The sequence below is a fragment of the Nocardioides sp. NPDC051685 genome (assembly GCF_044453405.1).
GTDB lineage: Bacteria > Actinomycetota > Actinomycetes > Propionibacteriales > Nocardioidaceae > Nocardioides.
Window position 1 is genome coordinate 10,405 of the sequence record NZ_JBITCR010000001.1, and the last position, 24,202, is coordinate 34,606.

27 protein-coding genes and 1 tRNA gene are annotated in these 24,202 nt (G+C 66.0%); 9 read left to right on the forward strand and 19 right to left on the reverse strand.

The window, feature by feature from the left end:
- The coding region (locus tag ACIA03_RS00050; protein WP_396978018.1) for a HAMP domain-containing protein at positions 1-4,077 on the forward strand (4,077 nt) is incomplete at its 5' end.
- The gene (locus ACIA03_RS00055) at positions 4,074-4,733 is read left to right on the forward strand and encodes a two-component system response regulator (RefSeq protein WP_396978020.1); all 660 of its coding nucleotides are present in this window, start codon (positions 4,074-4,076) and stop codon (positions 4,731-4,733) included. The genes ACIA03_RS00050 and ACIA03_RS00055, both read left to right, overlap by 4 nt.
- 11 nt (positions 4,734-4,744) lie before the next feature.
- Here the strand turns inward: ACIA03_RS00055 and ACIA03_RS00060 are convergent, their stop codons facing one another.
- The 3 genes from ACIA03_RS00060 to ACIA03_RS00070 are packed head-to-tail and all read right to left on the reverse strand — an operon-like array spanning position 4,745 to position 7,009.
- Positions 4,745-4,981, reverse strand: coding sequence for a DUF6752 domain-containing protein (locus tag ACIA03_RS00060; RefSeq protein WP_141795224.1), 237 nt, complete (start codon positions 4,979-4,981; stop codon positions 4,745-4,747).
- Between the two features lies 1 nt (position 4,982).
- Entirely contained in the window at positions 4,983-6,581 is a 1,599-nt protein-coding gene (locus ACIA03_RS00065; protein ID WP_396978023.1) for a class I SAM-dependent methyltransferase, read from the reverse strand.
- Positions 6,578-7,009: an adenylyltransferase/cytidyltransferase family protein gene (locus tag ACIA03_RS00070; RefSeq protein ID WP_045550834.1), complete on the reverse strand. Its 432-nt coding sequence runs from the start codon at positions 7,007-7,009 to the stop codon at positions 6,578-6,580. Before ACIA03_RS00070 ends, ACIA03_RS00065 begins: the two co-directional genes overlap by 4 nt.
- 234 nt (positions 7,010-7,243) lie before the next feature.
- On the opposite strand from ACIA03_RS00070, the gene ACIA03_RS00075 reads away from it, so the two are divergent.
- Complete coding sequence (locus ACIA03_RS00075; RefSeq protein ID WP_396978026.1) at positions 7,244-8,023, forward strand: alpha/beta fold hydrolase; 780 nt, start codon at positions 7,244-7,246, stop codon at positions 8,021-8,023.
- A 41-nt stretch (positions 8,024-8,064) separates the two neighbouring features.
- Here ACIA03_RS00075 and ACIA03_RS00080 read toward each other — a convergent pair whose 3' ends face one another.
- From ACIA03_RS00080 to ACIA03_RS00115, 8 genes are all read right to left on the reverse strand, one after another.
- Positions 8,065-8,373 carry a hypothetical protein gene (locus ACIA03_RS00080; protein WP_396978028.1) on the reverse strand — a complete coding sequence of 103 codons (309 nt, stop codon included), beginning with the start codon at positions 8,371-8,373 and terminating at the stop codon, positions 8,065-8,067.
- A 78-nt stretch (positions 8,374-8,451) separates the two neighbouring features.
- Positions 8,452-8,745, reverse strand: a complete 294-nt coding sequence (locus ACIA03_RS00085; protein ID WP_396979858.1) for a MerR family DNA-binding protein — start codon at positions 8,743-8,745, stop codon at positions 8,452-8,454.
- Between the two features lie 18 nt (positions 8,746-8,763).
- On the reverse strand, positions 8,764-9,132 hold the full coding sequence (locus ACIA03_RS00090; protein ID WP_396978030.1) for a nuclear transport factor 2 family protein: 369 nt from the start codon (positions 9,130-9,132) through the stop codon (positions 8,764-8,766).
- A 200-nt stretch (positions 9,133-9,332) separates the two neighbouring features.
- Positions 9,333-9,620 carry a DUF1330 domain-containing protein gene (locus ACIA03_RS00095; RefSeq protein ID WP_396978032.1) on the reverse strand — a complete coding sequence of 96 codons (288 nt, stop codon included), beginning with the start codon at positions 9,618-9,620 and terminating at the stop codon, positions 9,333-9,335.
- Positions 9,621-9,662: 42 nt separating this feature from the next.
- The gene (locus ACIA03_RS00100) at positions 9,663-9,998 is read right to left on the reverse strand and encodes a YnfA family protein (RefSeq protein ID WP_396978034.1); all 336 of its coding nucleotides are present in this window, start codon (positions 9,996-9,998) and stop codon (positions 9,663-9,665) included.
- 168 nt (positions 9,999-10,166) lie between these two features.
- A complete protein-coding gene (locus ACIA03_RS00105) occupies positions 10,167-10,589 on the reverse strand; it encodes a MerR family transcriptional regulator (RefSeq protein WP_396978037.1) in 423 nt (140 codons plus the stop codon).
- Positions 10,586-10,909 carry a hypothetical protein gene (locus tag ACIA03_RS00110; RefSeq protein WP_396978039.1) on the reverse strand — a complete coding sequence of 108 codons (324 nt, stop codon included), beginning with the start codon at positions 10,907-10,909 and terminating at the stop codon, positions 10,586-10,588. The genes ACIA03_RS00105 and ACIA03_RS00110 overlap by 4 nt, the downstream gene beginning before the upstream one ends.
- An 84-nt stretch (positions 10,910-10,993) precedes the next feature.
- Positions 10,994-11,419 carry a hypothetical protein gene (locus tag ACIA03_RS00115; protein WP_396978041.1) on the reverse strand — a complete coding sequence of 142 codons (426 nt, stop codon included), beginning with the start codon at positions 11,417-11,419 and terminating at the stop codon, positions 10,994-10,996.
- 116 nt (positions 11,420-11,535) lie between these two features.
- Here ACIA03_RS00115 and ACIA03_RS00120 point away from each other — a divergent pair, with 116 nt between their 5' ends.
- Together ACIA03_RS00120 and ACIA03_RS00125 are read left to right on the forward strand one after the other, a co-directional pair.
- Entirely contained in the window at positions 11,536-11,766 is a 231-nt protein-coding gene (locus tag ACIA03_RS00120) for a hypothetical protein (protein ID WP_396978043.1), read from the forward strand.
- A 38-nt stretch (positions 11,767-11,804) separates the two neighbouring features.
- On the forward strand, positions 11,805-11,969 hold the full coding sequence (locus ACIA03_RS00125; protein WP_396978045.1) for a hypothetical protein: 165 nt from the start codon (positions 11,805-11,807) through the stop codon (positions 11,967-11,969).
- A gap of 79 nt (positions 11,970-12,048) precedes the next feature.
- On the opposite strand, the gene ACIA03_RS00130 is transcribed toward ACIA03_RS00125, so the two are convergent.
- The 5 genes from ACIA03_RS00130 to ACIA03_RS00150 all read right to left on the reverse strand — a co-directional run bounded on the left by ACIA03_RS00130 (position 12,049) and on the right by ACIA03_RS00150 (position 14,840).
- Positions 12,049-12,130 (reverse strand) — tRNA-Gln (locus tag ACIA03_RS00130).
- Between the two features lie 299 nt (positions 12,131-12,429).
- On the reverse strand, positions 12,430-13,104 hold the full coding sequence (locus ACIA03_RS00135; RefSeq protein ID WP_396978047.1) for a TetR/AcrR family transcriptional regulator: 675 nt from the start codon (positions 13,102-13,104) through the stop codon (positions 12,430-12,432).
- 120 nt (positions 13,105-13,224) lie between these two features.
- On the reverse strand, positions 13,225-14,076 hold the full coding sequence (locus ACIA03_RS00140; RefSeq protein ID WP_396978049.1) for a helix-turn-helix domain-containing protein: 852 nt from the start codon (positions 14,074-14,076) through the stop codon (positions 13,225-13,227).
- A gap of 7 nt (positions 14,077-14,083) precedes the next feature.
- Entirely contained in the window at positions 14,084-14,593 is a 510-nt protein-coding gene (locus ACIA03_RS00145; protein WP_396978051.1) for a DUF6879 family protein, read from the reverse strand.
- The gene (locus tag ACIA03_RS00150) at positions 14,574-14,840 is read right to left on the reverse strand and encodes a hypothetical protein (protein WP_396978053.1); all 267 of its coding nucleotides are present in this window, start codon (positions 14,838-14,840) and stop codon (positions 14,574-14,576) included. The genes ACIA03_RS00145 and ACIA03_RS00150 overlap by 20 nt, the downstream gene beginning before the upstream one ends.
- Before the next feature lie 310 nt (positions 14,841-15,150).
- On the opposite strand from ACIA03_RS00150, the gene ACIA03_RS00155 reads away from it, so the two are divergent.
- Together ACIA03_RS00155 and ACIA03_RS00160 are read left to right on the forward strand one after the other, a co-directional pair.
- Entirely contained in the window at positions 15,151-15,885 is a 735-nt protein-coding gene (locus ACIA03_RS00155) for a TetR/AcrR family transcriptional regulator (RefSeq protein WP_396978055.1), read from the forward strand.
- 47 nt (positions 15,886-15,932) lie between these two features.
- Positions 15,933-16,055: a hypothetical protein gene (locus ACIA03_RS00160; RefSeq protein WP_396978057.1), complete on the forward strand. Its 123-nt coding sequence runs from the start codon at positions 15,933-15,935 to the stop codon at positions 16,053-16,055.
- A gap of 153 nt (positions 16,056-16,208) precedes the next feature.
- Here ACIA03_RS00160 and ACIA03_RS00165 read toward each other — a convergent pair whose 3' ends face one another.
- Positions 16,209-16,595, reverse strand: coding sequence for a hypothetical protein (locus tag ACIA03_RS00165; RefSeq protein ID WP_396978059.1), 387 nt, complete (start codon positions 16,593-16,595; stop codon positions 16,209-16,211).
- A 95-nt stretch (positions 16,596-16,690) separates the two neighbouring features.
- On the opposite strand from ACIA03_RS00165, the gene ACIA03_RS00170 reads away from it, so the two are divergent.
- Positions 16,691-17,410 (forward strand): IclR family transcriptional regulator, encoded by a 720-nt coding sequence (locus ACIA03_RS00170; RefSeq protein ID WP_396978061.1) that lies wholly within the window; start codon positions 16,691-16,693, stop codon positions 17,408-17,410.
- A gap of 2,111 nt (positions 17,411-19,521) precedes the next feature.
- Here the strand turns inward: ACIA03_RS00170 and ACIA03_RS00175 are convergent.
- Positions 19,522-21,258, reverse strand: a complete 1,737-nt coding sequence (locus tag ACIA03_RS00175; RefSeq protein WP_396978063.1) for an FAD-binding protein — start codon at positions 21,256-21,258, stop codon at positions 19,522-19,524.
- Positions 21,245-22,090 carry an alpha/beta fold hydrolase gene (locus ACIA03_RS00180; protein ID WP_396978065.1) on the reverse strand — a complete coding sequence of 282 codons (846 nt, stop codon included), beginning with the start codon at positions 22,088-22,090 and terminating at the stop codon, positions 21,245-21,247. The genes ACIA03_RS00175 and ACIA03_RS00180 overlap by 14 nt, the downstream gene beginning before the upstream one ends.
- Before the next feature lie 553 nt (positions 22,091-22,643).
- Between ACIA03_RS00180 and ACIA03_RS00185 the strand changes: the two genes are divergently transcribed.
- On the forward strand, positions 22,644-22,832 hold the full coding sequence (locus ACIA03_RS00185; RefSeq protein WP_396978067.1) for a ferredoxin: 189 nt from the start codon (positions 22,644-22,646) through the stop codon (positions 22,830-22,832).
- Positions 22,833-24,202: the final 1,370 nt, after the last annotated feature.

Below are 24,202 nucleotides of genomic sequence, written 5' to 3' on the forward strand. Positions count from 1 at the left end.
ACCGTCGACGTACGCGGCGAGCTCGCCGAGCTCAAGACCACCGTCAACACCATGGTCGACCAGCTCTCCGCCTTCGCCGACGAGGTCACCCGCGTCGCCCGCGAGGTCGGCACCGAGGGCATGCTGGGCGGCCAGGCCGAGGTGCCGGGCGTCGGCGGCCGGTGGAAGGACCTCACCGACTCCGTCAACTCGATGGCGACCAACCTGACCAACCAGGTCCGTAACATCGCCCAGGTCACCACCGCGGTCGCCGGCGGCGACCTGTCGCAGAAGATCACCGTCGACGTACGCGGCGAGCTCGCCGAGCTCAAGACCACCGTCAACACCATGGTCGACCAGCTCTCCGCCTTCGCCGACGAGGTCACCCGCGTCGCTCGTGAGGTCGGTGGCGAGGGTCAGCTCGGTGGCCAGGCGGCGGTGCCGGGCGTCTCCGGCACCTGGCGTGACCTGACCGACTCGGTCAACTTCATGGCCGGCACGCTGACCGCCCAGGTCCGCAACATCGCCCAGGTCACCACCGCGGTCGCCCGCGGCGACCTGAGCCGGCAGATCACCGTCGACGCACGCGGCGAGATCCTCGAGCTCAAGTCGACCATCAACACGATGGTCGACCAGCTGTCGAGCTTTGCCGACGAGGTCACTCGCGTCGCCCGTGAGGTCGGCACCGAGGGCCGCCTCGGCGGCCAGGCCGACGTGCACGACGTCTCCGGCACCTGGAAGGACCTCACCGACTCGGTCAACTCGATGGCCTCCAACCTGACCTCCCAGGTCCGCAACATCGCCCAGGTCACCACCGCCGTCGCCCGCGGCGACCTCACCCAGAAGATCACCGTCGACGCACGCGGCGAGATCCTCGAGCTCAAGTCGACCATCAACACGATGGTCGACCAGCTCGGGTCGTTCGCCGACGAGGTCACCCGCGTCGCCCGCGAGGTCGGCACCGAGGGCGCGCTCGGCGGCCAGGCGCAGGTGCCCGGCGTCGCCGGCACCTGGCGCGACCTGACCGTCTCGGTGAACTCGATGGCCTCCAACCTGACCAACCAGGTCCGCAGCATCGCCCAGGTCTCCAAGGCGGTCTCCCAGGGCGACCTGTCTCAGAAGATCTCCATCGAGGCCCGCGGCGAGGTCGCCGCCCTGGCGGGCACCCTCAACGCGATGGTCGACACGCTGCGTACGTTCGCCGACGAGGTCACCCGTGTCGCCCGTGAGGTCGGCACCGAGGGTTCGCTGGGTGGTCAGGCGCACGTACGCGGCGTGGCCGGCACCTGGAAGGACCTCACCGACTCGGTCAACTCGATGGCCTCCAACCTGACCTCCCAGGTCCGCAACATCGCCCAGGTCACCACCGCCGTCGCCCGCGGCGACCTCACCCAGAAGATCACCGTCGACGCCCGCGGCGAGATCCTCGAGCTCAAGTCCACGGTCAACACCATGGTCGACCAGCTCTCCTCCTTCGCCGACGAGGTCACCCGCGTCGCCCGCGAGGTCGGCACCGAGGGCAAGCTCGGCGGCCAGGCCGAGGTCGCCGACGTCTCCGGCACCTGGCGCGGGCTGACGGAGAACGTCAACCAGCTCGCCTCGACGTTGACGACCCAGCTCCGTGCTATCGCCGAGGTCTCCGCCGCGGTGACCCAGGGCGACCTGAGCCGGCAGATCACCGTCGGGGCCGAGGGCGAGGTCGCCGAGCTGAAGGACAACCTCAACGAGATGATCGACTCGCTCCGCGAGACCACGCGTGCGAACGAGGACCAGGACTGGCTCAAGACCAACCTGGCCCGGTTCACCGGCCACATGCAGGGCGGGCGCGACCTGCTCGAGGTCGCCCGGCTGATCGTCTCCGAGCTCACCCCGCTCGTCGGCGCCCAGCAGGGCTCGATCTTCCTCACCGACCAGACCTCCGAGCACGGTGGCCCCAAGGTCCTGCGCCGGATCGCCTCCTACGGCTACCAGCCGAGTGCCGACGTCCCCGACGTCTTCGCCGTCGGCGAGGGTCTCGTCGGGCAGGCGGCGTACGACCGCCAGCCGATCATCGTGCGCGACGTTCCCGCCGGCTTCCTGCGGATCTCCTCCGGCCACGGGTCGGCGGCGCCGACCTCGATCGTGGTGCTCCCGGTGGTCTTCGAGGAGAAGGTGATCGGCGTCGTCGAGCTCGCCTCCTTCCGGCCGTTCAGCGCCGTCCACATGCAGTTCCTCGAGCAGCTCGCCGAGTCGATCGGGGTCTCGCTCAACGCGATCATGGCCAGCTCGCGCACCGAGGAGCTGCTGGTCGAGTCGCAGCGCCTCGCCGCCGAGCTGCAGGACAAGCAGGACGAGGGCGAGCGCCAGCAGGTGGAGCTGCAGCAGACCAACGCCGCGCTCGAGGAGAAGGCCCGCCAGCTCGCCGACCAGAACCAGGCGATCGAGATCAAGAACCTCGAGATCGAGGAGGCCCGGCGCGGCCTGGAGGAGCGCGCCGAGCAGCTCGCCCTCTCCTCGCGCTACAAGTCCGAGTTCCTGGCCAACATGTCGCACGAGCTGCGTACGCCGCTCAACTCGCTGCTCATCCTGGCCCGGCTGCTCTCCGACAACGTCGACGGCAACCTCAACCCTCGCCAGGTGGAGTACTCCCGCACCATCCACGGCGCCGGCACCGACCTCCTCCAGCTGATCAACGACATCCTCGACCTCTCCAAGGTCGAGGCCGGGAAGATGGATGTCCACGTGACCGACGTGGACGTGACCTCGGTGGTCGAGTACGTCGAGGCGACCTTCCGGCCGCTGACCGCGGAGAAGGACCTGGACTTCATCGTCGCCGTCGACCCCGACGTCCCTCGCCTGCTGCGCTCGGACCAGCACCGTCTGCAGCAGGTGCTGCGCAACCTGCTCTCCAACGCGGTGAAGTTCACCGACAGCGGCGGCGTACGCCTGCTGATCCGCAACGCCTCCGGCGAGCGCTTCTCCACGCGCAGCCTGCAGCAGGCCGACGCGGTGCTGGCGCTCTCGGTGGTCGACACCGGCATCGGCATCCCGCCCGAGAAGCTGAAGGTCATCTTCGAGGCGTTCCAGCAGGCCGACGGCACCATCAGCCGCAAGTTCGGCGGCACCGGACTGGGCCTCTCGATCAGCCGTGAGGTCGCCCATCTCATCGGCGGCGAGATCCAGGTCAAGAGCGAGCCCGGGCACGGCAGCTCCTTCACCCTCTACCTCCCCAGGATCAGCTCCGAGAGCGTCGACGCCCAGCCCGCACCCCCCAGCTCCTGGGAGCAGGAAGCGGTCGGCCGCAGACCTGACCAGCTCCTGCTGGTCCTCAGCGACGGCAGCGACGAGCCCGGCCCCGGCACCAGCGCCGTCGTGGAGGCCCTGTTCGGTTCGGCCGACGAGGTCGAGACCGTCTTCGGCTCCTCCCCCGAGGAGGCCCAGTCCGTCCTCGCCGACCGCGAGGTCGACTGCGTCCTGCTGGATCTGCCGCTCGCGGACGGTGGCTTCGAGGTGCTCCGCTGGATGCGCACCCACAAGCGCAGCAAGGACATCCCCGTCGTGCTGAGTAGGGTCGGCGAGGTGACCAAGGCCCAGCAGAGCCGGCTGGACAGGTACGCCGAGGCGATGACCCTCAAGATGCCGGCCACCATCGAGGAGGCGATCGACGACGTGAGCGTGCTGCTGGGCCGCACCGGGGTGCAGCTCCCCAGGACGTACGTCGCCGAGCCGCCCGACACCACCGGCCAGTTCGTGGGCCGGCGGATCCTGATCGTCGACGACGACGTACGCAACGTCTTCGCGCTCACCAGCGCGCTCGAGCAGCACGGCATCGATGTCCTCTATGCCGAGTCCGGCGAGGCCGGGATCGAGGCGCTGCAGCGGGAGCCGGGTGTCGACCTCGTGCTGATGGACATCATGATGCCGGGCATGGACGGTCTGACCGCGATGCGCCTGATCCGCGACATCCCGCAGTTCAAGAGCCTGCCGATGATCGCGCTGACCGCGAAGGCGATGACGGGTGACCGGGAGGACAGCATCGCCGCCGGCGCCTCGGAGTACATCACCAAACCGGTCGACGTCGCCGACCTGCTCTCGCTGTTCCGGGTGTGGCTCTCGTGAACGAGACATCTGCTGCCCCGATGGGGGTCGCCACGAGCTCGCGGGCCAAGATCCTGCTGGTCGACGACCGGGCGGCCAACCTGGTCGCGCTCGAGGCCATCCTCGGTTCGCTCGACCAGACCCTCGTCCGCGCCGGCTCCGGCGAGGACGCCCTGCGCGCCCTGCTCCACGACGACTTCGCGCTGATCCTGCTCGACGCGCAGATGCCGGGGATGGACGGCTTCGAGACGGCCACCCGGATCAAGGCTCGGGAGCGCACCAAGGACGTCCCGATCATCTTCCTGACCGCCAACGACTTCGACACCCATCTCGCCTATCGCGGCTACGCGACCGGTGCCGCCGACTTCCTCGCCAAGCCGTTCGACCCGTGGCTGCTGCGCGCGAAGGTCCAGGTCTTCGTCGACCTCTGGCACGCCAGCCGCAAGCTCAGCACCCAGGCCGACCTGCTGAGGCGGTCACTGGACGAGCGCCTGTCCTCGGTGCCCGGCCTGGTCGACGTCGATGTCGTCGCCGATCTCCGTTCCCGCCTCGCCGGCGTGGAGGAGGCGGTCGCCGACCTGGACGTAGCCGCCGACATGGGCCCAGGTGGCGATGCCCGCCGTCGGCTCGGACAGCGGATCGACGACCTCAGGCAGGCCCTCGAGGCGCTGGGCTGATCAGACCGGGGTCAGATCTTCGACCGGTACTCGGCGAGGATCTTCTCCGCCTTCTCCTTGTCGGCGTCCTGCAGCGGGATGAGCAGCTCGGCGATCACGTCGGTCAGCTCGGCGACGCGCCGGTTGAGCTGACGCTGCTCCTGCACCTCGGCCTCGAGCGCCTCGATGCGGCGGACCAGCGAAGCACGCGTACGAGCCGCGTCGCGGGCACCGCGGGCGATGTTCTTGATGCCGGAATCGTCGGACATGTCAGTTTCCTTCTGCAGACTTGAGGGAGGGCCAGGAGGCACGCATCCGCGCGACCCGCGGCAGCGGGTCCTCGAGCATGTCCCGGCCGTCGATGATCTCGAGATGCTCGACCACACCGCCGGCCGCCTCGATCTCGGCCTGGACGAGCGCGGGGTCGACGCGGCGTACGAGGCCTTCGGGCTTCGGCTCCGGCAGGTTCTCACCGGTGGCCGCGAACTCGAGGTAGAGCTTGCCGCCGCCGGGGCGCAGCGCCATCTTCGACAGGGTCCAGAGCTGGTGCCGGGCCGCCTTGTCGAGGCAGCCGATCAGGTCGCGGGCATAGAGGTGGTGCGGGTCGCGGGCCAACCGCGCGCCCAGCGTCAGCGTCGAGCGGAGCTCGCCGAGGATGAGCTGGTCGGAGACCAGCGGGAGCTGGTGGCGCTCGGCCCGGCGGCGTACGGCTGCCACCGCGGCGCGGGAGAAGTCCACCGAGCGCACCTGGTGTCCCTTGCGGGCGAAGAAGCGACCGTCGCGGCCGACCGCGCCGGAGCCGAGATCGACGATCTTGGCGTCCTCGGGAAGCTGCTTGGCGACCTGCGTCGCGAAGTAGGACTGCTTGGTCTCGAGCTCGCTGCCGTGGGTGTTGTGGAACTCGGTCCAGAACCCCATGTCGGTGCGGAAGCCGCGCAGCCAGCCGTCCAGGCGACGTACGCCGGCCGGCGGGTCCGCGTACTTGAACGACGGGTCCGGGGTGCGCCACTTCGGGCCGTAGATGAAGGCCAGCATCTCCTCGGGCTCGGCGGGAGCCGGGAAGTCGTAGCCGTGCAGGTTGATCGTCGAGACCGGCACGATCGCCTCGCGGCGCAGCCGGCCGGAGCGGTTGCCGAGCTGGTAGAAGACCGGCTCGCCGTCCTTGTCGGGCACGTAGAACGCCACGAAGATGTCGATGTGCACCTTGCGGCCGTCGGAGACCGGGAGCAGCACCTTGATGTCGCCGCCGGACATCCGCAGGATGCTCCAGCCGCGCTCGCGCATGGTGCGCTCGATGGCGTACGACTCGGTGATGATGTCGGCCGGGACGGTGTGCTTGGAGAGGTAGCAGACGTCGGTGTCGGAGTCGTGGCCGAGCATCCGGCCTTCGCGGATCGCACCGAGCAGCGCACCATAGTTGAGGTAGGCCTCGACGCCGACGACGTCGCGGAGGTCGGCGAGGACGCGCTGGGTGCCCTCGAGGATCTCCGCGCGGATGCTCTCGTCGGTGGCTTCGAACGAGCGGGTCAGGTGGCCGACCTTGTCGACGCTGAGCGGGTGGCCGCTGCCGTCGACGATCGAGATGGCGCCTTCCCCGGTGCCGAGGGAGACCTTCTCCTCGAAGAGCACCTCACCGTCGTAGTCGGTGATGGTGACCGTCGCCGAGCCGTTCAGGAACCGGGTGAGGACCGTCGGCCACGGCACCATGGTGCCGCCGGCGACCGAGTGTCCGTCGCGGTCGGGGGTGAGGGACCAGACGTACTGACCGTCGACGGAGAGGATCAGGACCGACGTCGAAGAGCCCCGGACGAGGACCCCCTCGTCGGAGACCTCGAACTGTCCGCCGGAGGTGGGGGCACTGACGGTCACGAGACCTGGGCGCCTTCTCGCGCGATCGCCTTCCGCAGGGCGGTGCTGCTGGTCTGGAGCGTGTAGGGGAAGTAGACGACCTCGACACCGACCGACGCCATCTTCTTCTCGAGCGCGTCGCCCTTCTCGGTGCCCTTCCAGTCATCGCCCTTGAAGAGGTGGGTGAACCCGACCTCACGCCAGGAGTCGACCTTGTCGGTGGTGCGCTCGGCGTAGACCGCGTCCACGATCCCGATCGCCTCGACGATCTCCAGCCTCTCGACGAGCGGGACGGTCGGGATGATCCCCTTCGTCGTCTCGCAGACCTCGTCGGAGACCACACCCGCGATCAACGTGTCGCAGCGCTCACGCGCCTGGCGCAGCATGTTGAGGTGACCGATGTGGAAGAGATCGAACACGCCAGGTACGTAACCGATGACCGGCCCCATGCCCACGCTTCCTCCAAGTGTTTGTCGATTAGTTTGGGCGACTTTACACCCTGCTCCCCCACGACCTCGAGATGAGGCCAGTATCCATACCACCGTGCGCATCCCTGCAATCACCAACACGACACGCGGGCGTTCGCAGGAAGCCCGGTGACCTTACACGAAGATGAACGGCGAATGGCCATTGTTGCCCGATGTGTCAAGCCGAACCGCGGCTGCTGAGCTAGCGTCGGGTCCATGGATGTCGTCGAGATCGACGGGTCACGCATCGCCTTCCGGCGGGCCGGGAACGGCCCTGCGGTCGTGTTCGTCCACGGCGGCGCCGAGGACGGTCGCACCTGGTCCCCACAGCTCGACGCCCTCGCCGACGAGTTCACCGTCATCGCCTGGGACGAGCCGGGCGCCGGCGGCTCCTCCGACGTCCCCGCGGGATTCGGGCTGAGCGACTACGGCGACTCCCTGGCCCGGTTCCTTCGCGCCCTGGACGTCGCCCCCTGCACCCTCGTCGGGCTCTCCTGGGGCGTGACCGTCATCCTCGAGCTCTACCGCCGCCATCCCGGTGTCGTCGGCGGCTTGGTCCTGGCGGACGGCTACGCCGGCTGGCGCGGCTCGCTCGGACCCGATGAGGCCGACGCCCGCCTCGCCGGCCTCCGCAACCAGCCCGAAGGCACCTTCGACCCGACCCTCCCAGGTCTCTTCGCCGGCCCTCCGCCCGCGGAGTTCGTGCCGTTGCTGGAGGCGATGTCCGCCGACGTACGCCGCCACAGCATGCTCACCGCCCTGACCGCGATGGCCTCTGCCGACCTGAACGACGTGCTCGGGACGATCGCCGTGCCCACCCAGCTCATCTGGGGCGCCCTCGACGCGCGCTCACCCCTGTCGGTCGCCCACGAGTTCGAGCGCCGCATCCCGGGCGCGGACCTCGCCGTCATTCCCGGCTGCGGCCACGTCAGCAACCTCGAGGCTCCGGAGACGTTCAACGACATCCTCCGCTTCTTCCTCCGCCGCCACAGCTGACTCGGTGACCCGCCTCTCACGCGCGGGCGCTCATGGCATCCTCAGCCAACGGCGAACAGCAGGACAACGAAGGCCACCAGGCCGGCCCCCGCGATGGATAGACCGATCCGCCCGCGCCGCCGCCCCGAACCGGTACGGGCGAGCACGTAGCAGATCGGCGCCCCGAAGAAGCCGACCGGAAGCCATACCAGGCCCAGGACCCTTATCCAGTGCGGAGGATTGAAGTCCTCGCTCAGACTGAGCACGTACACGAACACTGTCGCGGCGCCCGCGAGCAGACCCAGCACGAACGTGACCGTTCCGAAAATATCCGACACCCTGTCGCGGGAGCCCCCGGCATCACGTGTCAACGCGCTCGCTCCCTTCAAGCCCATATCAAAGACAACTGGAGACTGCAGGAAGGCTGCCGGATCTCCTTGCGAGATACCTCAGATTGTCGAGCCTCCCCGACGGCCCGTACAGGGCAGGTTGTCCCGGATCGCAGCGAGGTCGGCCATGCGGGCTTCGACTTCGACGAGCTTCTCTCGGGCGCGCGCCTGGAGCCCGGAATCACGACCGCGCCGACGGCCCACCTCGATCAGGTCCGCCACCTCGTCGAGGGTGAACCCGAGCCGTTGGGCGGCCTTGATGGTCCGCAGCGTCTGCACGGCCCGTTCGTCGTAGAGGCGGTGGCCGCCGGGGCTGCGGTCGGGCTGCTCGATCAGACCGCGTCGCTCACCTATCTGGTGGTCAAGAGCGCCTCATTGCTGATCGCGCCACGTACCGGTCCAGTCATAGAGCGGGGCGGTGGTGGCGTACTCGCGGAGGTAGGCGATGCGATCGTCGTGGAGCCTCGCGACGGAGCATCCCTCGAATCGGCCGGCCTGGCCTCGCCAGGTGCACTCGAAGCTCCATTCGGCCATCAGGAACTCACCGGCGGCGGCATGTGTCGTGATGTCCCAGGCGTCGACGCGGCCGCCAGCCGCAAGCCACGCGTTCATCCACTGCTCCACGCGAGCCCGGCCCCGGTAGACCGGGCCATAGGACTCGATCACCACGCAGTCATCGGACAGCGTCGTCAGCACCGCGGCGACGTCGTGCAGCCGCCATGCATCGATGTAGCTGTGCAATTGAGTCACCACACGGTGAACTTAGCGTGGCGTCCAGTGCGCTAGAGGGAGGTCAGGGTCGCCGCGCACCTGTGAGGATGCAGACCTGATTCAAAGGCACGCTCTCACCCGTGGCTGAGCGTGAACGAGTGCCACTGAGTAGCGCCGAAATCGCCCGCGTTGGTGTGTCTTCTGTGTGCCACCCAGGCAGGGCAGGTGGACTACGCCCCGGGAACGATGCGGATCTCACGCACGACGCCGTCGCCGAGTGCCGCGAGGGCCTCTTGATAGGCGGGACTGTCGTGCGCGGCGGTCGCGGCCTCGACGGAGTCGAACTCGATGATGACCGTGCGCTGATTGATGCCGGCCTCATAGACCTTCGCCGGAAGGTCGCGTGCGATGACCCTGCCTCCCGCCGCCGTCAACGCCGGTCCAGCCAGTGCCGCGTAGGCGGCCATCTTCTGCTCGTCGCGCATCTCCTGATAGACGCTCACCCAGTACGCAGTCATGGCCGTACTCTGCCATGCTGCGACGAACCCGAACTTCGCCGATCAGCTGGCGCGCGGGGAGTACATGATCACGGCAACCCCGACCAGGCAGATCAGAGCACCGGCGACGTCGTACCGATCGGGCTTGAAGCCGTCGAGCGCCATGCCCCAGGCGAGAGAACCAGCGACGAACACGCCGCCGTAGGCGGCGAGGATGCGGCCGAAGTGCGCGTCGGGCTGCAGGGTGGCGACGAAGCCGTAGATCCCGAGCGCGACGATGCCGGCCCCGATCCAGATCAAACCTCTGTGCTCGCGGACTCCCTGCCAGACCAGCCAGGCACCGCCGATCTCAGCGATGGCGGCGACGACGAAAAGGGCGATCGATCGGAGCGTCTCCACGCAGCAATCCTGTCATCGCTCGGCGCGTACGTCGTCGTGGCCATCGAGGGCACGAGCGGTGATGGTCAGGTCGATGGGCCCGTCGTCCGCGCACGTGGTCGCGCGAACCGAGTTCGATGGTGGCCGCAAGTCCTGCCCCTGGCAGGTGTCGTTCCTTGAACTTCGCGCTCATGCGTCGGCCTTCCGGGTGGTGATCTCGACGAAGGGCAGCGGGCAGCAGTCGCTGCTCGCACACTGGTGGAGGTCATCACAGCCGGCGTCGAGCGCGGCGCGCAGGTTGTCCCGGATCGCAGCGAGGTCGGCCATGCGGGCTTCGACTTCGACGAGCTTCTCTCGGGCCCGCGCCTGGAGCCCGGAATCACGACCACGCCGACGGCCCATCTCGATCAGGTCCGCCACCTCGTCGAGGGTGAACCCGAGCCGTTGGGCGGCCTTGATGATCCGCAGCGTCTGCACGGCCCGTTCGTCGTAGAGGCGGTGGCCGCCGGGGCTGCGGTCGGGCTGCTCGATCAGACCGCGTCGCTCGTAGTAGCGCAGCGTCTCTCGATTGACGCCGGCCGCCTGCGCCACCTCGTTGATCCGCAGGCTCACGCCGACAACTCCCGGGCTCGCTCGGCCAGCGCATCGAGGATCTCCTGGTGGGCCGGCGGCACCGAGACGTCAAGGGTGAGGTCCTCGTCGGTGCCCTCGACGGTGAAGGTGAAGAACGAGCAGCACGAGGTCTCTCGTGCCGTCAGGTCGCGGACCCGCGCCACGAGGCCATCCGGGCCCGCGAGCCGCATCCGCACGTCGTCGCCGCGCCTCTCGACGCTGCGCACCGCGGAGGCGAACAGCGCATCGAACTCCGCCAGCCGCAACGGCCGCTCAGCCGTCGGCATCGTGCACGCATCCGTGGTCAGCAAGGTCTCCATGCCTACACGTTAAACCTGGACCTAAGTACAAGTTGCAAGCTTCTGCTCCCGGGTGCGCGCCGACGGGGTCGCCCGCATCGAGACTTAGGGACCATCCAGTTCTGGGAGATGAACATGTCGCTCCTGCCCCCACCACTTTGACGACTCAGAGATCCACTGCTCCAGGTGCCAGCCAAACTCGAACGCTCGGTTAGAGATCTCGTTGACGTCGGCGATCTCAATGACCTGGCATATCCGCCACGTTCCGGTGTCGCCAGTGGAACGGATCTTCAGCGACAGCCAGACGTAGTCCTCAAGTTCTGGGCTGGGTCCCCCGTACTGACGGGTCGGACCGAGTTCCGTACCCAGCATCGTCGAGACCTTCAGCCCTTGTCGCTCTGCCGAGCTGAATACGCTGCTCAAGATTGGCTCGACGACGCTAGACATGAGCCAGTCGATCAAGTCCTCCTCCACGGACATCACCATCCCGTACGCCGCGACCAGATCGCCAACCTTCTTGCGTCTCGACACTCAGGTTGGAGTCGACCAGGGTGAGCAACCGGGACCGTTTCTGAGCCGCCATGAAAGTCCTTGATGTCGCAGAGCGGCCGATGACAGGGCACGCCGGTTGGCGCATGCTGTCTAGCGTGACAGCCGCGAACGATCGTGAGGAACTGGTAAGCCTCGTGGCATACCTGATGTCGGCGGAGGGCACCGAGGACCAGCAGAACGCCGCGCTCGGGAGGCTGGAGTCCCGCGTGCTTCATCCTCGGGTGTCGGACCTGATCTTCTGGCCAGACCAAGAGGGGTACGAACGCGAACTGACGCCGGACGAGGTGGTGGACATCGCACTCGCTTATTGCCCAATCGAGCTGTGACCCCGCTCATGTTGCCTCGAGAGCAGCCTAGGTGTCGCGTGCCGGTTCACGTCGTCGCTGCTCGTCTCGGGCACCGCGACCCCTCGATGACCCTCCGCGTATACGCGCACGTTCTGAGCGACCAGGGCGCTAGCGCTGCTCAGACGTTTGCAGACATCTTCATCGAGGACGACGAGGACGACAACGAGGACGGGAATCAGTGATGGGTTAGCAACGGCGTTAGCAAGTGGGCCGGTTCCGGCTCCTCGCTCCCCCGCCAGATGGCGGATTCACGCTCAGGAGTGGCTCCCCGGGTAGGAGTCGAACCTACGTCGCTAGTCCTGATTCAAAGTCAGGCGGGCCCTGCCGGCAGACCAACCGGGGAACGTACGCCGAAACGCACGGGACAACTGTAGACGTCAAAGCCGACTCACTACGCACTGACCACGCACCAACTCCGCAGCGCCGGCTGGCGTCGCGCCCACCTCATGCACGACCGAGCGGCCGCTCGACCACAGCATTTGTACCCGCAAACGAGTACAAGTGCTGTTTCACCCGCAACGTCTCCGAGGCTCGGGCTGGGTCAGCCCTGCCACCCTGGGTAGCTGCTGCAGGCAGGTGTCGGGGCAGGAGTTGACCCGGCTGGACCACCACACGAGAGCCAGTGATGGCCCGGCCGAGGGTCTATACGGCTGGCTCAACAACCAGCTCGGCCCACGCGACGGCGGCGGCGATCTTGATCTCGTCGTTGGTGGCTCCGCATGCTCGGAGCACGGTTCTGGCGATCGTGTGGCGATCGTGTTCGTCGACGATGAGGCCTTCGGCACGATTGGTCACCACGACTTCCACCAGGTGCGCAAGGAGGGTACCCCCGACGTCGTGGCCGGCGACCTGGACAGCGAGCCGGGAGTACGCATTGACCAAGTCGCGGTGGATCAGCTTGTATGGCTTGCTCCCCTCTTCGGAGAGCACGTCGGGGAACTGCGGCAGTCGGCCGCAGTTGTGCGGCGCCTCGGCAAGAGTGCCGGTGTCGATCATCACCAACGCGTACAAGGCACTCGCCGCCCCGTGCTCCTGCGCGACCGTGCCGATCTTGTCGAGCTGGTCAAGGGTCGGGCGCACGGTTCGCGCCAGCAACTCCTCGAGGATGCCGGGCTTCCCGGCGAAGTGATAGTAGATCGAGGCCTGACGGATCCCGACCGCGTCAGCGATGTCCCTCGTGGAGGTCGCGACATAGCCGTGCTGGGTGAAGAGGCGGGCGCACACGTCGAGGATCTGGTCACGGGGCGACAGCGTTTGGTCGACTACCGGGATGCGCCGCGGGCGACCCGGGCGAGAACGTCTGGCTGCGGAACTCATGGTGCTCCGAATGTGGTTGGCGGGTTGGAGCCCGGGACGACCGCACAGTGTTGGAAACCCTCGGCGCCCCGGGCTCCGCCAGTCTCATTCGGCTCGCGCGCCAGCTACCAGAACATTGCTTCAGATTTCTTGAAGGCGGGAACGCGCCGCCTCGATCTGCTCCGCCGCGGCGGCACCGAAGACCGCCTGATCCTTCAGCGCATCGAATGTACGCAGGAAGTAACGGATGTCCTCGGGGCGCGATGTTCGCAGCAAGCCGGACCAGAACTCCTGCCGAACGAGTTGCTCGTCGAAGATGTAGAAGCCCTCACCCTGGAAGAGGCTGCGGGGTTGCCCAAGCGGGATGATTCCGATCGACACGTACGGCATCGCGGCGACCTTGAGCAGATGGTCGAACTGCTCACTCATCACCTCGGCTCCGCCGACGTTGCTATAGAGGGCAGATGCCTCCATAACGAACACGAACGAATTCATGCCCGTGCCGAGGAAGCGCTGCCGCTCCAGCCTGTTCCGCGCCGCCTGCTCGACATCCTCGAGACGAGTGCCGAACTGGTGGGCATGGATCGTGAACTGAGCGGAGGCGTAGCCGAAGGTCTGCAGGTAGCCCGGGATGTGCACTGCTTCGTAGACGCGGAGCAGCTTGGTCCGCTCGAACAACGGCATGTCGCGGATCTGGATGTGCTTCATCCCGGCGCGTTGATCGCGCTTGACCTCGATCCACATCTGCTCGATCTCGCGGTGCGCGCCGATGAGAGCTGCGACCTGGTCCTCGGCGCCGCACGCCGTCGCCCACGCTCTGATGTCGGCCTCGGACGGGTTCTGGGTGCCGTGCTCGATCTTGGAGACCTTGGACGCACCCCATTCGCACCGCTCGGCGATCGCGGCACCGCTCAGGCCCGCGTCCATTCGCAGCTCGCGGAGGCGGACGCCGAACGCCTTCTTGGCGGCGTCTGACGGCTGGAGGTCAGCCACAGGGATCTCAGGCCGGCTTGAACTCGCCGTGCGGTGTGGCGAGGTCCCAGGCCGCTTCGAAGGCATCGCGGCAGAACTTCACGGTCTCGGGTTCGCGATGCAGCTGGATCTCGACACGCTCGTCGTTGCCGTCGAGCACGTTGAAGATCACGAAGTCATCGAAAACGAAGCAGTCGTTGCCGGGCAAGGGCAGGTTGGACACCAGCCGCCGGGGAAGCCAGCGCAGCTCCTCGCCTGCGTCGACACCGAGGTCGCTGACTTCGAGCAGCGTTCGCTGGTACTCCGAGAGTGGCTCGGAGACGATCCGGACCCTCCGGAGGCGGCGCCCCGCGGCGACTTCCGCAGCAACCTGATCCAGCCAGGGGGCGAAGTACTCGATAAGCACCTCCTTGTCCCCGCGACGCCAAGCTGAGAACAGATCATCGTCGATGGCGTACCTGTCTCGGAACTCGAGCTTGAGGAACGATCGCCCGGCCCACATCAACTCGTTACGCCGCTCAGGCGAGATCAACTCCATGGTTCTCCTTTACGTACTTGCGAACGAATGCATCCATGGTCCGGTTCGAGACTTCCAGGTACGTCTCATCGTCGGCAAGGCTGACGAGCTGCGCGGCCACCTGCGGCCCGCAGCGCTTACCCTGGACCAGCCAGGAGTCGCGATCTGTCGAGTAGAACGTTTCGCAGTCTCCACTGACACCCGAGTCGGGGTCCTTGATGAAGAACGTAGCGGTGAGGTCGTCATCCTGAGTCCGGGTGTGTTCCATGTTCTTCCTCCTGGTCGAACTGCCGAGATGCCCCAGCCTGACGGGGGCGCCCGTCTGGTGTGGTCGTCGCGGTGATGACGGGAAGAAGCTCTTCTTCGACGGCCGCGGGCCTTGCCATTCTTGTCCGGTAGGCGAACGGGCGACCAGGATGTTGCTTCAGATTTCTTGAAGTCAGGCCCCTACGGTCTCGATCCGCTTGGACGCCGCGTCCCCTCGCTGCGCACGGTCGCCATCAAGGCGACCCGCGTCATCGGGACGTGCAACTAGACTCACGCCGTATCGCGGACCGGCACGAACTGGAAGTACTGACATGGACTCCTCGACGCACGGACCAACCTGCCGACCTCCTGATTGTCCACACGTAACGCAATCGGTCACGGATGAGCGGCGGTCAGAGCTGGAGCCGCGCGAAGAGATTCTCGACGCCGCGGCGTGCCTGTTCGTGGAGCGCGGCTTCGCAGCGACCCCGCCGCGCAAGATCGCTGAGGCGGCCGGGATCCGGGAGCCGTTGATCCGGCATCACTTCCCTGCCGGGAAGGACGAGATTCTCGCCGAACTGTTGCAGCGTTCGATCCGACCCAGGCTCGACAACCTCGAGAAGATCGAGGACCTACGCGCCGCGACCGGTGCCGGCCCGGAGGCGCTGCTGTACACGTTGGCAGTGCTCGATGCGCGCACCCTGGCACGTGCACCGCACAACCTCGGCGCGCTTGCCAGGCAGCCGGAGGCGTACCGCCAAGATGTCGGCGCCCATTTCCGGGCTGCGCAGGATGAGCTGCTGGCCACATACATACGACTTGCTGATCAGGTCAGCGACATCGTGCCGTCGACGGTGGTGGCGGCTCCGTCCGGCTATTTCCTCGGCACCATGTTGCTCCAGCAGGTCGACGGCGTCGTCGAGATGCGCTCCGAAGGATCCCAGATCACCCCGGAGATCGAGGCGTCGGTGGCTGCGACATGTCTGCGAGTCTGTCTATCCGACCCGACGCGCGTCAACGAGATCGCCGCCAAAGCGGCCGGCCTGATCAGGATGCTGGACGCCTGATCTCAACGAATCGGCCACGCGATCGGCCCAATGACTATCTTGTCAGGGTGGACCTTCCCGTGATGCCGCCGATCCTGCCGATGCTCGCGAAGCCCGTGAAGGGCGTGCCGACCGACGGCGGCCATGCATTCGAGCCGAAGTGGGACGACATCGGTTCTAGTTGCACGTAACTGGCGCTACGATGCAAGCGTGAACTGTTGGATAGGCCGAGCAGGCGGCCCCTACTCGGCAACCCACGAATCTCTGTGAGTGAGGTCCCGACACGCAACCTCTCGCAGGACACAAGCGGTCACGTCATACCGTCCAGAGGACCGCGGAGTCCATTATCCAGTTTTCCGGCTGCACCCTCTCCCAGAGGCTTCCCTTGCCGAGCTCACGCCCCAGCTCGTCCTCCCGAAGGAACCACTCCTCGGCGCTCCTGATCCGATGGGGGGGTGGATCTCGTCGAGCAGCGCGTAGGTCCTGGTGATGATTCCGTGCTTCCACACGTTCCAGAAACCCGTGAAGTTGTCGCGGAAGCTCATCGTGCTCTTGTCGTCCGTATCTGCGTTGTACCCGGCAGGGTGGTCGGCGATCCCCTTCAGATCCGGGCTGTTCCAGTACGTCTCCAGATCGATGTCGACGTACTGTGCCGGATGCCCGGTGACCTTCTCGAACGCCGCAGCCATCTCCGCGTAGGTCACGTGCTCGATCGCGACCTCGAGGTCCATACCGTTGGTCCGCTCCGGATGATCGAAGAGCCATGAGGCCCAATCGCAGGCTTGCGCTCGCGCCAGGTCCCACGGAAAGCCGGTAGGCTAGAAGGGTGCAGAGGGACAAAGACACCGACGTAAAAGCGCGTGACGGCAACCAAACACTTGCGCGGGGCCTTCGCGTCATGCTTGCGATCGCGGACTCGGGTCGCGGGCTGAGCGTGCAGCAGGTCGGGGATCTGCTGGGTGTACACCGATCGATCGCTTATCGCATCATGCAGACCCTCGCAGATTTCGGCCTGGCCACGAGGAACCGCGCGGGACTCTATGTTCCAGGGGCTCGCATGGCCACCCTTGCCGGCGCTTACCTTCCAGCTCTACGCGACGCCGCCGAGCCCGTGATGCAGCAACTCGCGAACAAGTTGCAGTCGACCGTTCTCCTTTTCGTCGAGCAGCACCGCGAGGCGCAAGCGGTGTCGATCATCGAGCCGACGAATGCGTCGTACCATATTTCATTCCAACCTGGAATGAAGACCCCACTCGACCGCGGCGCATCCGGCTATTCACTGCTTGCAGCCAGACCCCCCACGCCAGACGAACCGCCAGCGGTAACCCTTGCCCGTCAAACTGGATACGCTCGTAGCCACGGTGAGGTTCGCCCCGGTGCGTTCGCCGTGTCTGCATGGATCCCGACGGATGAGACGCCGACTCGAGCCACACTGAGTATCGTTACCTACACGGAGGAGATTGCAGACAAGGCAGGTGTCGAGATTCGGCGCGCCGCCGACAAGATCGGCCGTCTTCTCGACCGCGCCTACCTCGAAGCGGGCTGAAGCGCCCCAGGTTTGATGCCGCTGCTGTTTGAGTCCGGAAAGATGGGCAGCATGCCGAAGAAGATCGATCCTCCTCTGTGGGGAACGGCTGTGCGATGCCGGTGACTGGCCCGGGGTGACCTCGAGTGAGTTGCCTGAGATCAAGCGGCTCAAGGCCGAAGGTTTCGCCGGTTGCGTGAGGATAACGAGGCCTTGAAGGCGGCCTCGACTTTCTTCGTATCAATGCCACATTGACGCCTGCCCGACCGGCGTTCGCTCCCTTCTTCGCTGCCGGGGCTCAGTCAGTTTGGGTCCGTGGCTTGTCCTCGATGTGCGGCTCCGGCCGAGCGTGCTGGCCGTCGCGGGTGCTTGGCTTGATAGGAGCCCGCTCGCGGATGCTGTTCGCGCTGGATTGAGGCGTGCCCGCCTCGCGGCTGCCAGGACGCCCCGCTCGATACGGACGTCTGGAAGATCCACGGCATGGTCATGATCGGCACCGACTCGCACAAGAGCGTACCCACGCGGTCGTCGCGCTCGACGACGTTGGCAAGCAACTCGGAACGAAGACAGTGCACGCCAACAGCGAGGGCCACCTGGCGCTGATGGAGTGGACGGCCCATTTCACCGACCACGACGACGCCGGCGTGCGGTTCGCGCTGGAGGACTGTCGTCACTTGATCCGTCCACTGGATTCGGACCTGCTGGCCGCTGGGCACCGGGGGTCCGGGTGCGAACCCAATTGATTGCCGGCGCCCGCAAGGCGAGTCGAGAGCCAGGCAAGTCCGCCCCCATCGACGCCGAGGCGGTCGCGCTGGCCGCTCTGCGGCACTCTCGGACCCTGCCGGTGGCCGAGTTGGACGGGCCTTCACGGGAAGTGAAGCTGCTGTCTTGGACATCGTCGTGACCTGGTCGTTCAGCGCATCAGGATCGCGGCACAGGTCCGTTGGCACCTCCACGAGTTCGACCCAGACTTGCGGGTTCGGAGCCGTGGTCTTCGCCTGCAGCAAGCGGTGAGCGAGTTGCTGGTCGAGCTGCCGGTTCGACGGAGTGGTTGCTCGGGTCGCTCGGTGGCTTCTCGAGAAGTGCCAGGATCTCAACGCTCAGATCAACCCATTCGAGAACGAACTAGAGGTCTCCTCCGCGTCCTGTCCCCACCCATCCGCAGGTTCCGGGGTGTGGGGCTGTTGTCCGCGGCCGTGATCGCAGGGGCGACCGCCGGCGTGCACCGCTTCCGCGACAAGGACGCGTTCGCTCGAACACCGGCACCGCTCCCGTCCGGTCTGGTCGGGCTCCAGGAGGGGCAAGGTCCAGCTCAACCGCGGCGGAACCACTCGATGAACTGCGCCTGCACATGGTCGCCGTGACTCAGGCTCGGGGCGTGGGCCCAGGACGCAGGCACGTCAACAAGCAGCTTGCTCGAGGCAAGGACCGTGTCGCCGCAGTCCGGCTCCTGCGTCGCCGTCTATCCGACGTCGTCTTCACCACCCTGTGCGCTGACCAACGCGCGGCAACCGTAGAAGCGCCCGCCGAGCCGCGGCGGCACGCCGCTTGACATAGGAGCATCGGGGGCTCGGTCGATCCCCGATGTCGTTGATCGTCGCGTTCGCTGACGATCAACGCGATCGAGTCGATCTGTCGGGTGCTGTGTTCACACGCCCGCAGATCGCCGCGCGCACCAACCGCGCCTGGCGCCGCGCCAATCAACCTGTCGCCGAGCGGGTCGTGACCGACGCTGTGGTCATCGACGCGATTCGTGACATCGCCTGGACTCGCAACGCCCACGGACAACGGGAAGGCCCCAGAAGCGCTCTACGGGCGCGGCAAGATGTTTGCCTATCTGGGCCGCACCGTGGTCCCTGACGCTCCGCCGGCGTAGTCGATCAGGGCATGTGCACCCTGCGCATGGAAGCGGCACGACGGCCGAAAGGTCCGCACCATCATTCCTGCTCCGCAGCACGCTCGGGATGATCACCACGGTCGAGCACGAGACCGCCTACAGCCAGGTCCTCAACCGAGAGCCACAACCCGCATAGCGGCCGCAGAGAACCTTGGGACGTTTCACCGCAATCCCATCGGCAAGTTTCAACCGCGGGAGGGCGCCCACATGGAACGCGGGACCCCCGGCCGCGGCCCTACTCGCCAGTGGCCACAGGGGCGCGTCCGTCGTGCAGCGAGGCGTCGGCAATGTGCTGTGCCGCAAGAAACCCGAACGTCATGGACGGGCCGATCGTTGCGCCGGCGCCAGCATAGCTGCGGCCCATAACAGAAGCGGCCGAGTTGCCGGTGACGTACAGGCCCTCGAGTGGGGAGCCGTCGGGTCTGAGCGCGCGGCCGTGTTCGTCGGTGACCACGCCGCCATTGGTGCCAAGGTCGGACAGGATAATGCGGAAAGCGTAGTAGGGCCCTTCGTGCAGCGGTGCAAGGCTGGGGTTGGGCAGAGTGATGTCACCGTAATAGCGGTCGTAGGCATTCTCGCCACGGTGGAACTGGGTGTCAGATCCGGCTCGGGCGTCAGAGTTGTATCGCTCGACAGTGCGGCGCAACGCATCGCTAGGGACGCCGATCTTGGAGGCGAGGTCCTCGAGGGTGTTCGCCGAGTGGAACGAGTCAGAGCTGCGCCAGGCATTCGGTGGCTGGCGTCCGGTCGGCGCTGGCGCAAATGGAATGCGCGGAAGGGGCAGATGACCGAAGATGACGTAGCGACGCCAAGACCAGTCGTCAGTGATGTACCAGGAAGGGATGTGCTGGACGCCGGTCTCGTGCTTGGCGATCATCTCGAAGCCGAAGTCCTCGTAAGGTGCGGCCTCATTGATCCAACGTTCACCCGCTCCGTTGACGATCATCTGGGATGGCAGCATGCGCTCGTTGAGGCTGAACTGGATCTTTCCCGGACCCCATTCGACAGCAGGGAACCACCAGGCACTATCCATGAGGTCGACTGCCGCACCAGCCTCGACGGCCGCGTTGACGCCGTCGCCGGTATTGGTGGGGGCACCGAGGCTGGCATCAGCCCGGGCGGCCGGTTGATAATTGGATCGCATCGCCGCGTTGTGGTCGAAGCCGCCGGCAGCGATAACGACGCCCCCGTTCGCACGGACACGGATCGTTCGGCCTTCATGCTCGACGACCGCACCAAGTACGCGGCCGTCCTGGGTAATCAGGGACTTCAACGGCGAGGAGAGCCACAGACCGATGTCGCGCTTGCGGAAGGCGAGCATGAGCCGTGCCATAAGGGCCTGACCGATGGTCGTGATCCGCTCACCGGTGACCCGCGCACGCAGCATCCGCCAGATGAGCTTGACGAAGAGTCGCTTGCCGGCCCAGGTCTGACGTAGCCGGTAGAAGTCCGGCAACTCTGTGGGCCCGATCCACATGCCGCGCGGCATCATGCTGATCGGCGGGTGGAGCTTGTCGGCGTCCTCGCCTAGGGATCGCAGGTCGACGGGTGGGACGTTGATGGTGCTGCCCAGTTCAGATGCGCCGTCGAGGTTGGGGTAGTAGTCGGGGTACCCCGGCTTCCAAACGAACTGGAGGTCGGGGTCGAGACTTTCTAGGAACCCCAACATCTTCGGTGCGCTGTCGACGTACGCGCGCAAACGCCCGTCGGAAACCAAGCCCTCGGTGATCGTCTTGAGGTAACCGAAAGTGTCCTCAGGGTTGAGGTGATGTCCGGCCTTGATCTGAGCCGGCGCGCCAGGAACCCAGATCCCTCCCCCCGATAGAGAACTCGAACCGCCAAACCACGGCGCCTTGTCGACGACCAGGGTACGTAGCCCACGCTCATGGGCAGTCAAGGCAGCAGTGAAGCCACCGGATCCCGCACCGACCACCAACACGTCAACCTCGTGGTCGTACTCAGTCTCGCTCAACGCAATCAACCTTTTCATCTACGAAGTCCTCGACCAGGCGGACGAGGTCATGGGGTCGCTCGATCTGGGGGCAGTGCCCGGAACCTTCGACGACTACGGCCTTGCCGTCGGGCAACTGTGCGGCAAGCCGACCGGCCCACCCCGCGGGCTTGAGCTTGTCGACGCCGCCCTCGACCACTAGCACAGGAACGGCAATGCGGGCATAGTCCAAGGCTCCCTGGCCCGATGATTGATGACCGGGGCGGCGGAACCGCGCCGCAGCCACGGCCTCCCACGCCCCAGGGAGCATGCTCGAGTTGTAGCGTCGGCCAACGTATGCGTCGTCAGCTGCATAGCTGGGATCCGCGAACATCGCAGCCACGATCGCGCGCATTCCCTCCACCGTCGCGTCGTAGTCCATCAACGCGGCCATGTGTTCGTTGTCCTCTAGCTCGCCGCCGCCACAGATGGTCACGAGGGTACGGATAGGCAGAACCGACTCGGGCGCGGCCGCATCGGCTAGCAGCATCGCTCCCCCCATCGAGTTACCCACAAAGTCTGCGGACTCGACGCCCAGGTGTGCACAAAGGTCGGCTAGATGCCGAAGCCGCCACCCCCGGCCGTCGACAAAGTCCACCACCTTGGCCGACCCCCCGAACCCCAAGATGTCGGGCGCGATGACGCGGCGCGTCTCGGCGAACAAGTGGATCACACGCTCCCACGCAATCTCGGAGCTTCCGCCGAACTCGCCACCGTGAAGGAGCACCAGAGGCGGCCCGCTGCCGGCCTCGAGATACCGGGTCCGCAGGCCATTTATCGAGACAGTGTTCTCAGACCATCGGACGTCAGCCACCGACGAGCCTTCTTGGGCGCAGGCTTCTGTAGCCAAGCTCTTAGCCTCTCCATAGTTCAGAGTATGCACACATCATGTGCAGCATACAGTACAGCGGGTGTTCAAGGAACCACTCCGCCACCCAAACCGTGACCACAGGCGCCAACCCACCCGGCACCAGCACTCGCGCCAGCCGCGAAGGCCGTGGCATTCACACTACGAGTCTGAATGATGCAAATAATGCTGATTCCGTTGACGGCCCGAGCCGCAGTCACTAGACTGAAGACGCGGACCGAGGCGCAGCGTGTTTGCCCAAGATCCGCCAGTCGAATATAGAAGCAGGATAGCGCTGTGGTCTGTTGCAGTCGCCGGAGCAGGTTGCCGATCACCTTGCGGGGACGCGGTTTTCACACTTGCTCTAATCCCGAAGAGTTGTGTAGCCATCCGGCGACTCCGACGCCATAACGCGCAGAGGTTCGACGGAACACCTGCACGAGCCGTGCTCGCGGCCGCGAGCAAAGAGTTTGATCCGTCGAATTAATTGCCAAATCTCCCTAGCGGGTTGGAGGTCACAGTGAAGGTTCTCGTCGATCGTTCAAAGTGTGTAAGCCTTGGTGTGTGCGAGACGGTGTCTCCAGCCTTCGAACTGGATGAGAGCAGCGAGTTGCTCATCCATGAGGAGCAGATTTCCGAAGACAGCGCGGATCTGATCAATGAGGCCGTCCAGTCGTGTCCGGTCAAGGCCCTCAAGGCGATCGGCTGACGGAACCGGCGATGACGCAAACCTGCCTGCTGGATGGGTCGTGGCCGAGATTCGCGCTTCGAGAGAACGGTGCTATCGTCGCAACGCCCGTCGCAAGAGCGAGGCGCCCTAGTCGGGCGTAGTTGAAGACGCTGCCGTTCCGCGCCGGCCCAGAAGCCTCTCCAACCGACTGATCCAGTCGCCAACTCGGACCATTGCGGTACCTCCCTGAGCCGAATTTGGCCTATGAAGCCGTCGCTGCAGCCCTCCCATCCAGGGAGAAGGTAGCTCAGCCTCGAGGAGGCTGTGTCGACGCGTTCGACGCCGCTACGTACGACACGCACGATCAACCGGCATCAGCACTTGGTCCACACGCGGATGCGTCTCAATAATTAGCGCATCCCCAGCTGGTGCTTAGATGCACCGGCTCATTCAGACCAGCCGGACCAGCGTCTATGGTCAGCACGTCAGATCCCGATTGCCAATGCTCTCGGTCGCAGAAGGCGGCCATCCGGCGTGGTCTCCTAGTGCGCCGTGGTGGCAATAAGTGCTCGATCTGGGTGATGTCGTGGGCGGGCGAAGTAATCGATCCGGCATCTCCGCTGTGGGCACGCGATCGACGTTCCAGCCAAATCATTTCTGCATAACCGCGTGAACCAGTTCGCCGGACCAATTGCGTTCATACCGCATCGCGATCTGCTTCGAGGAACGGACGACCGTTCGCCGAACATCGCATCACATTCGGACAGGTAACGCACGCGATTGCAATCCGCGCCACCCATCCGCGTGGCTCTCACCCCTCGGAGGACGAGGGGCCCTTCGCGGAACTCGCCACGAGCAGTGAGAAACTTCTGCTCGACCTCGGGACGTTTCGAGGTGGCCAACGAGAGCAAGACGGGCCCACTCGCCGCGCCTTCGCTGGCGTAGCCGATGGCTCCAAGCCTTCATCCCCGCTTGCGAGGCCCGCCATCCCGGCGGCGATACGAGCGACTCTCGAGCCGGCTTGGTAAAGTTGAACAATCAGGCGTCGACCGCGACCGGCCTGCCCTGCCCCATCGTGGGACACGAGAACCTCCAGGTGGAGTGGGCCTTAGACAATCCACATCCACCCGGAGGTTCTCGTTCGTCAGCCAGGCCCGGCGCTACCAACATCCTGGCCGGGCACATCTAGGCAGTGCCAAGCTTCTGGCGATGCCCGTCGCGCGGCGGGTGCGCGCTCGGCGATCTTGACACCCCCGACCCGAGCGAAAGCTGCGACCGAATCGCACCACTTCCGTGCAGACGGATTCAATGTCGCATTGCTCAGCGCCGACCCCGACACCGCTCCATCTCAACGCCTGCAAGGGGCCGCGAGAACTCGTCGTGCCATCGACGATGACGCGAGAAGCCGG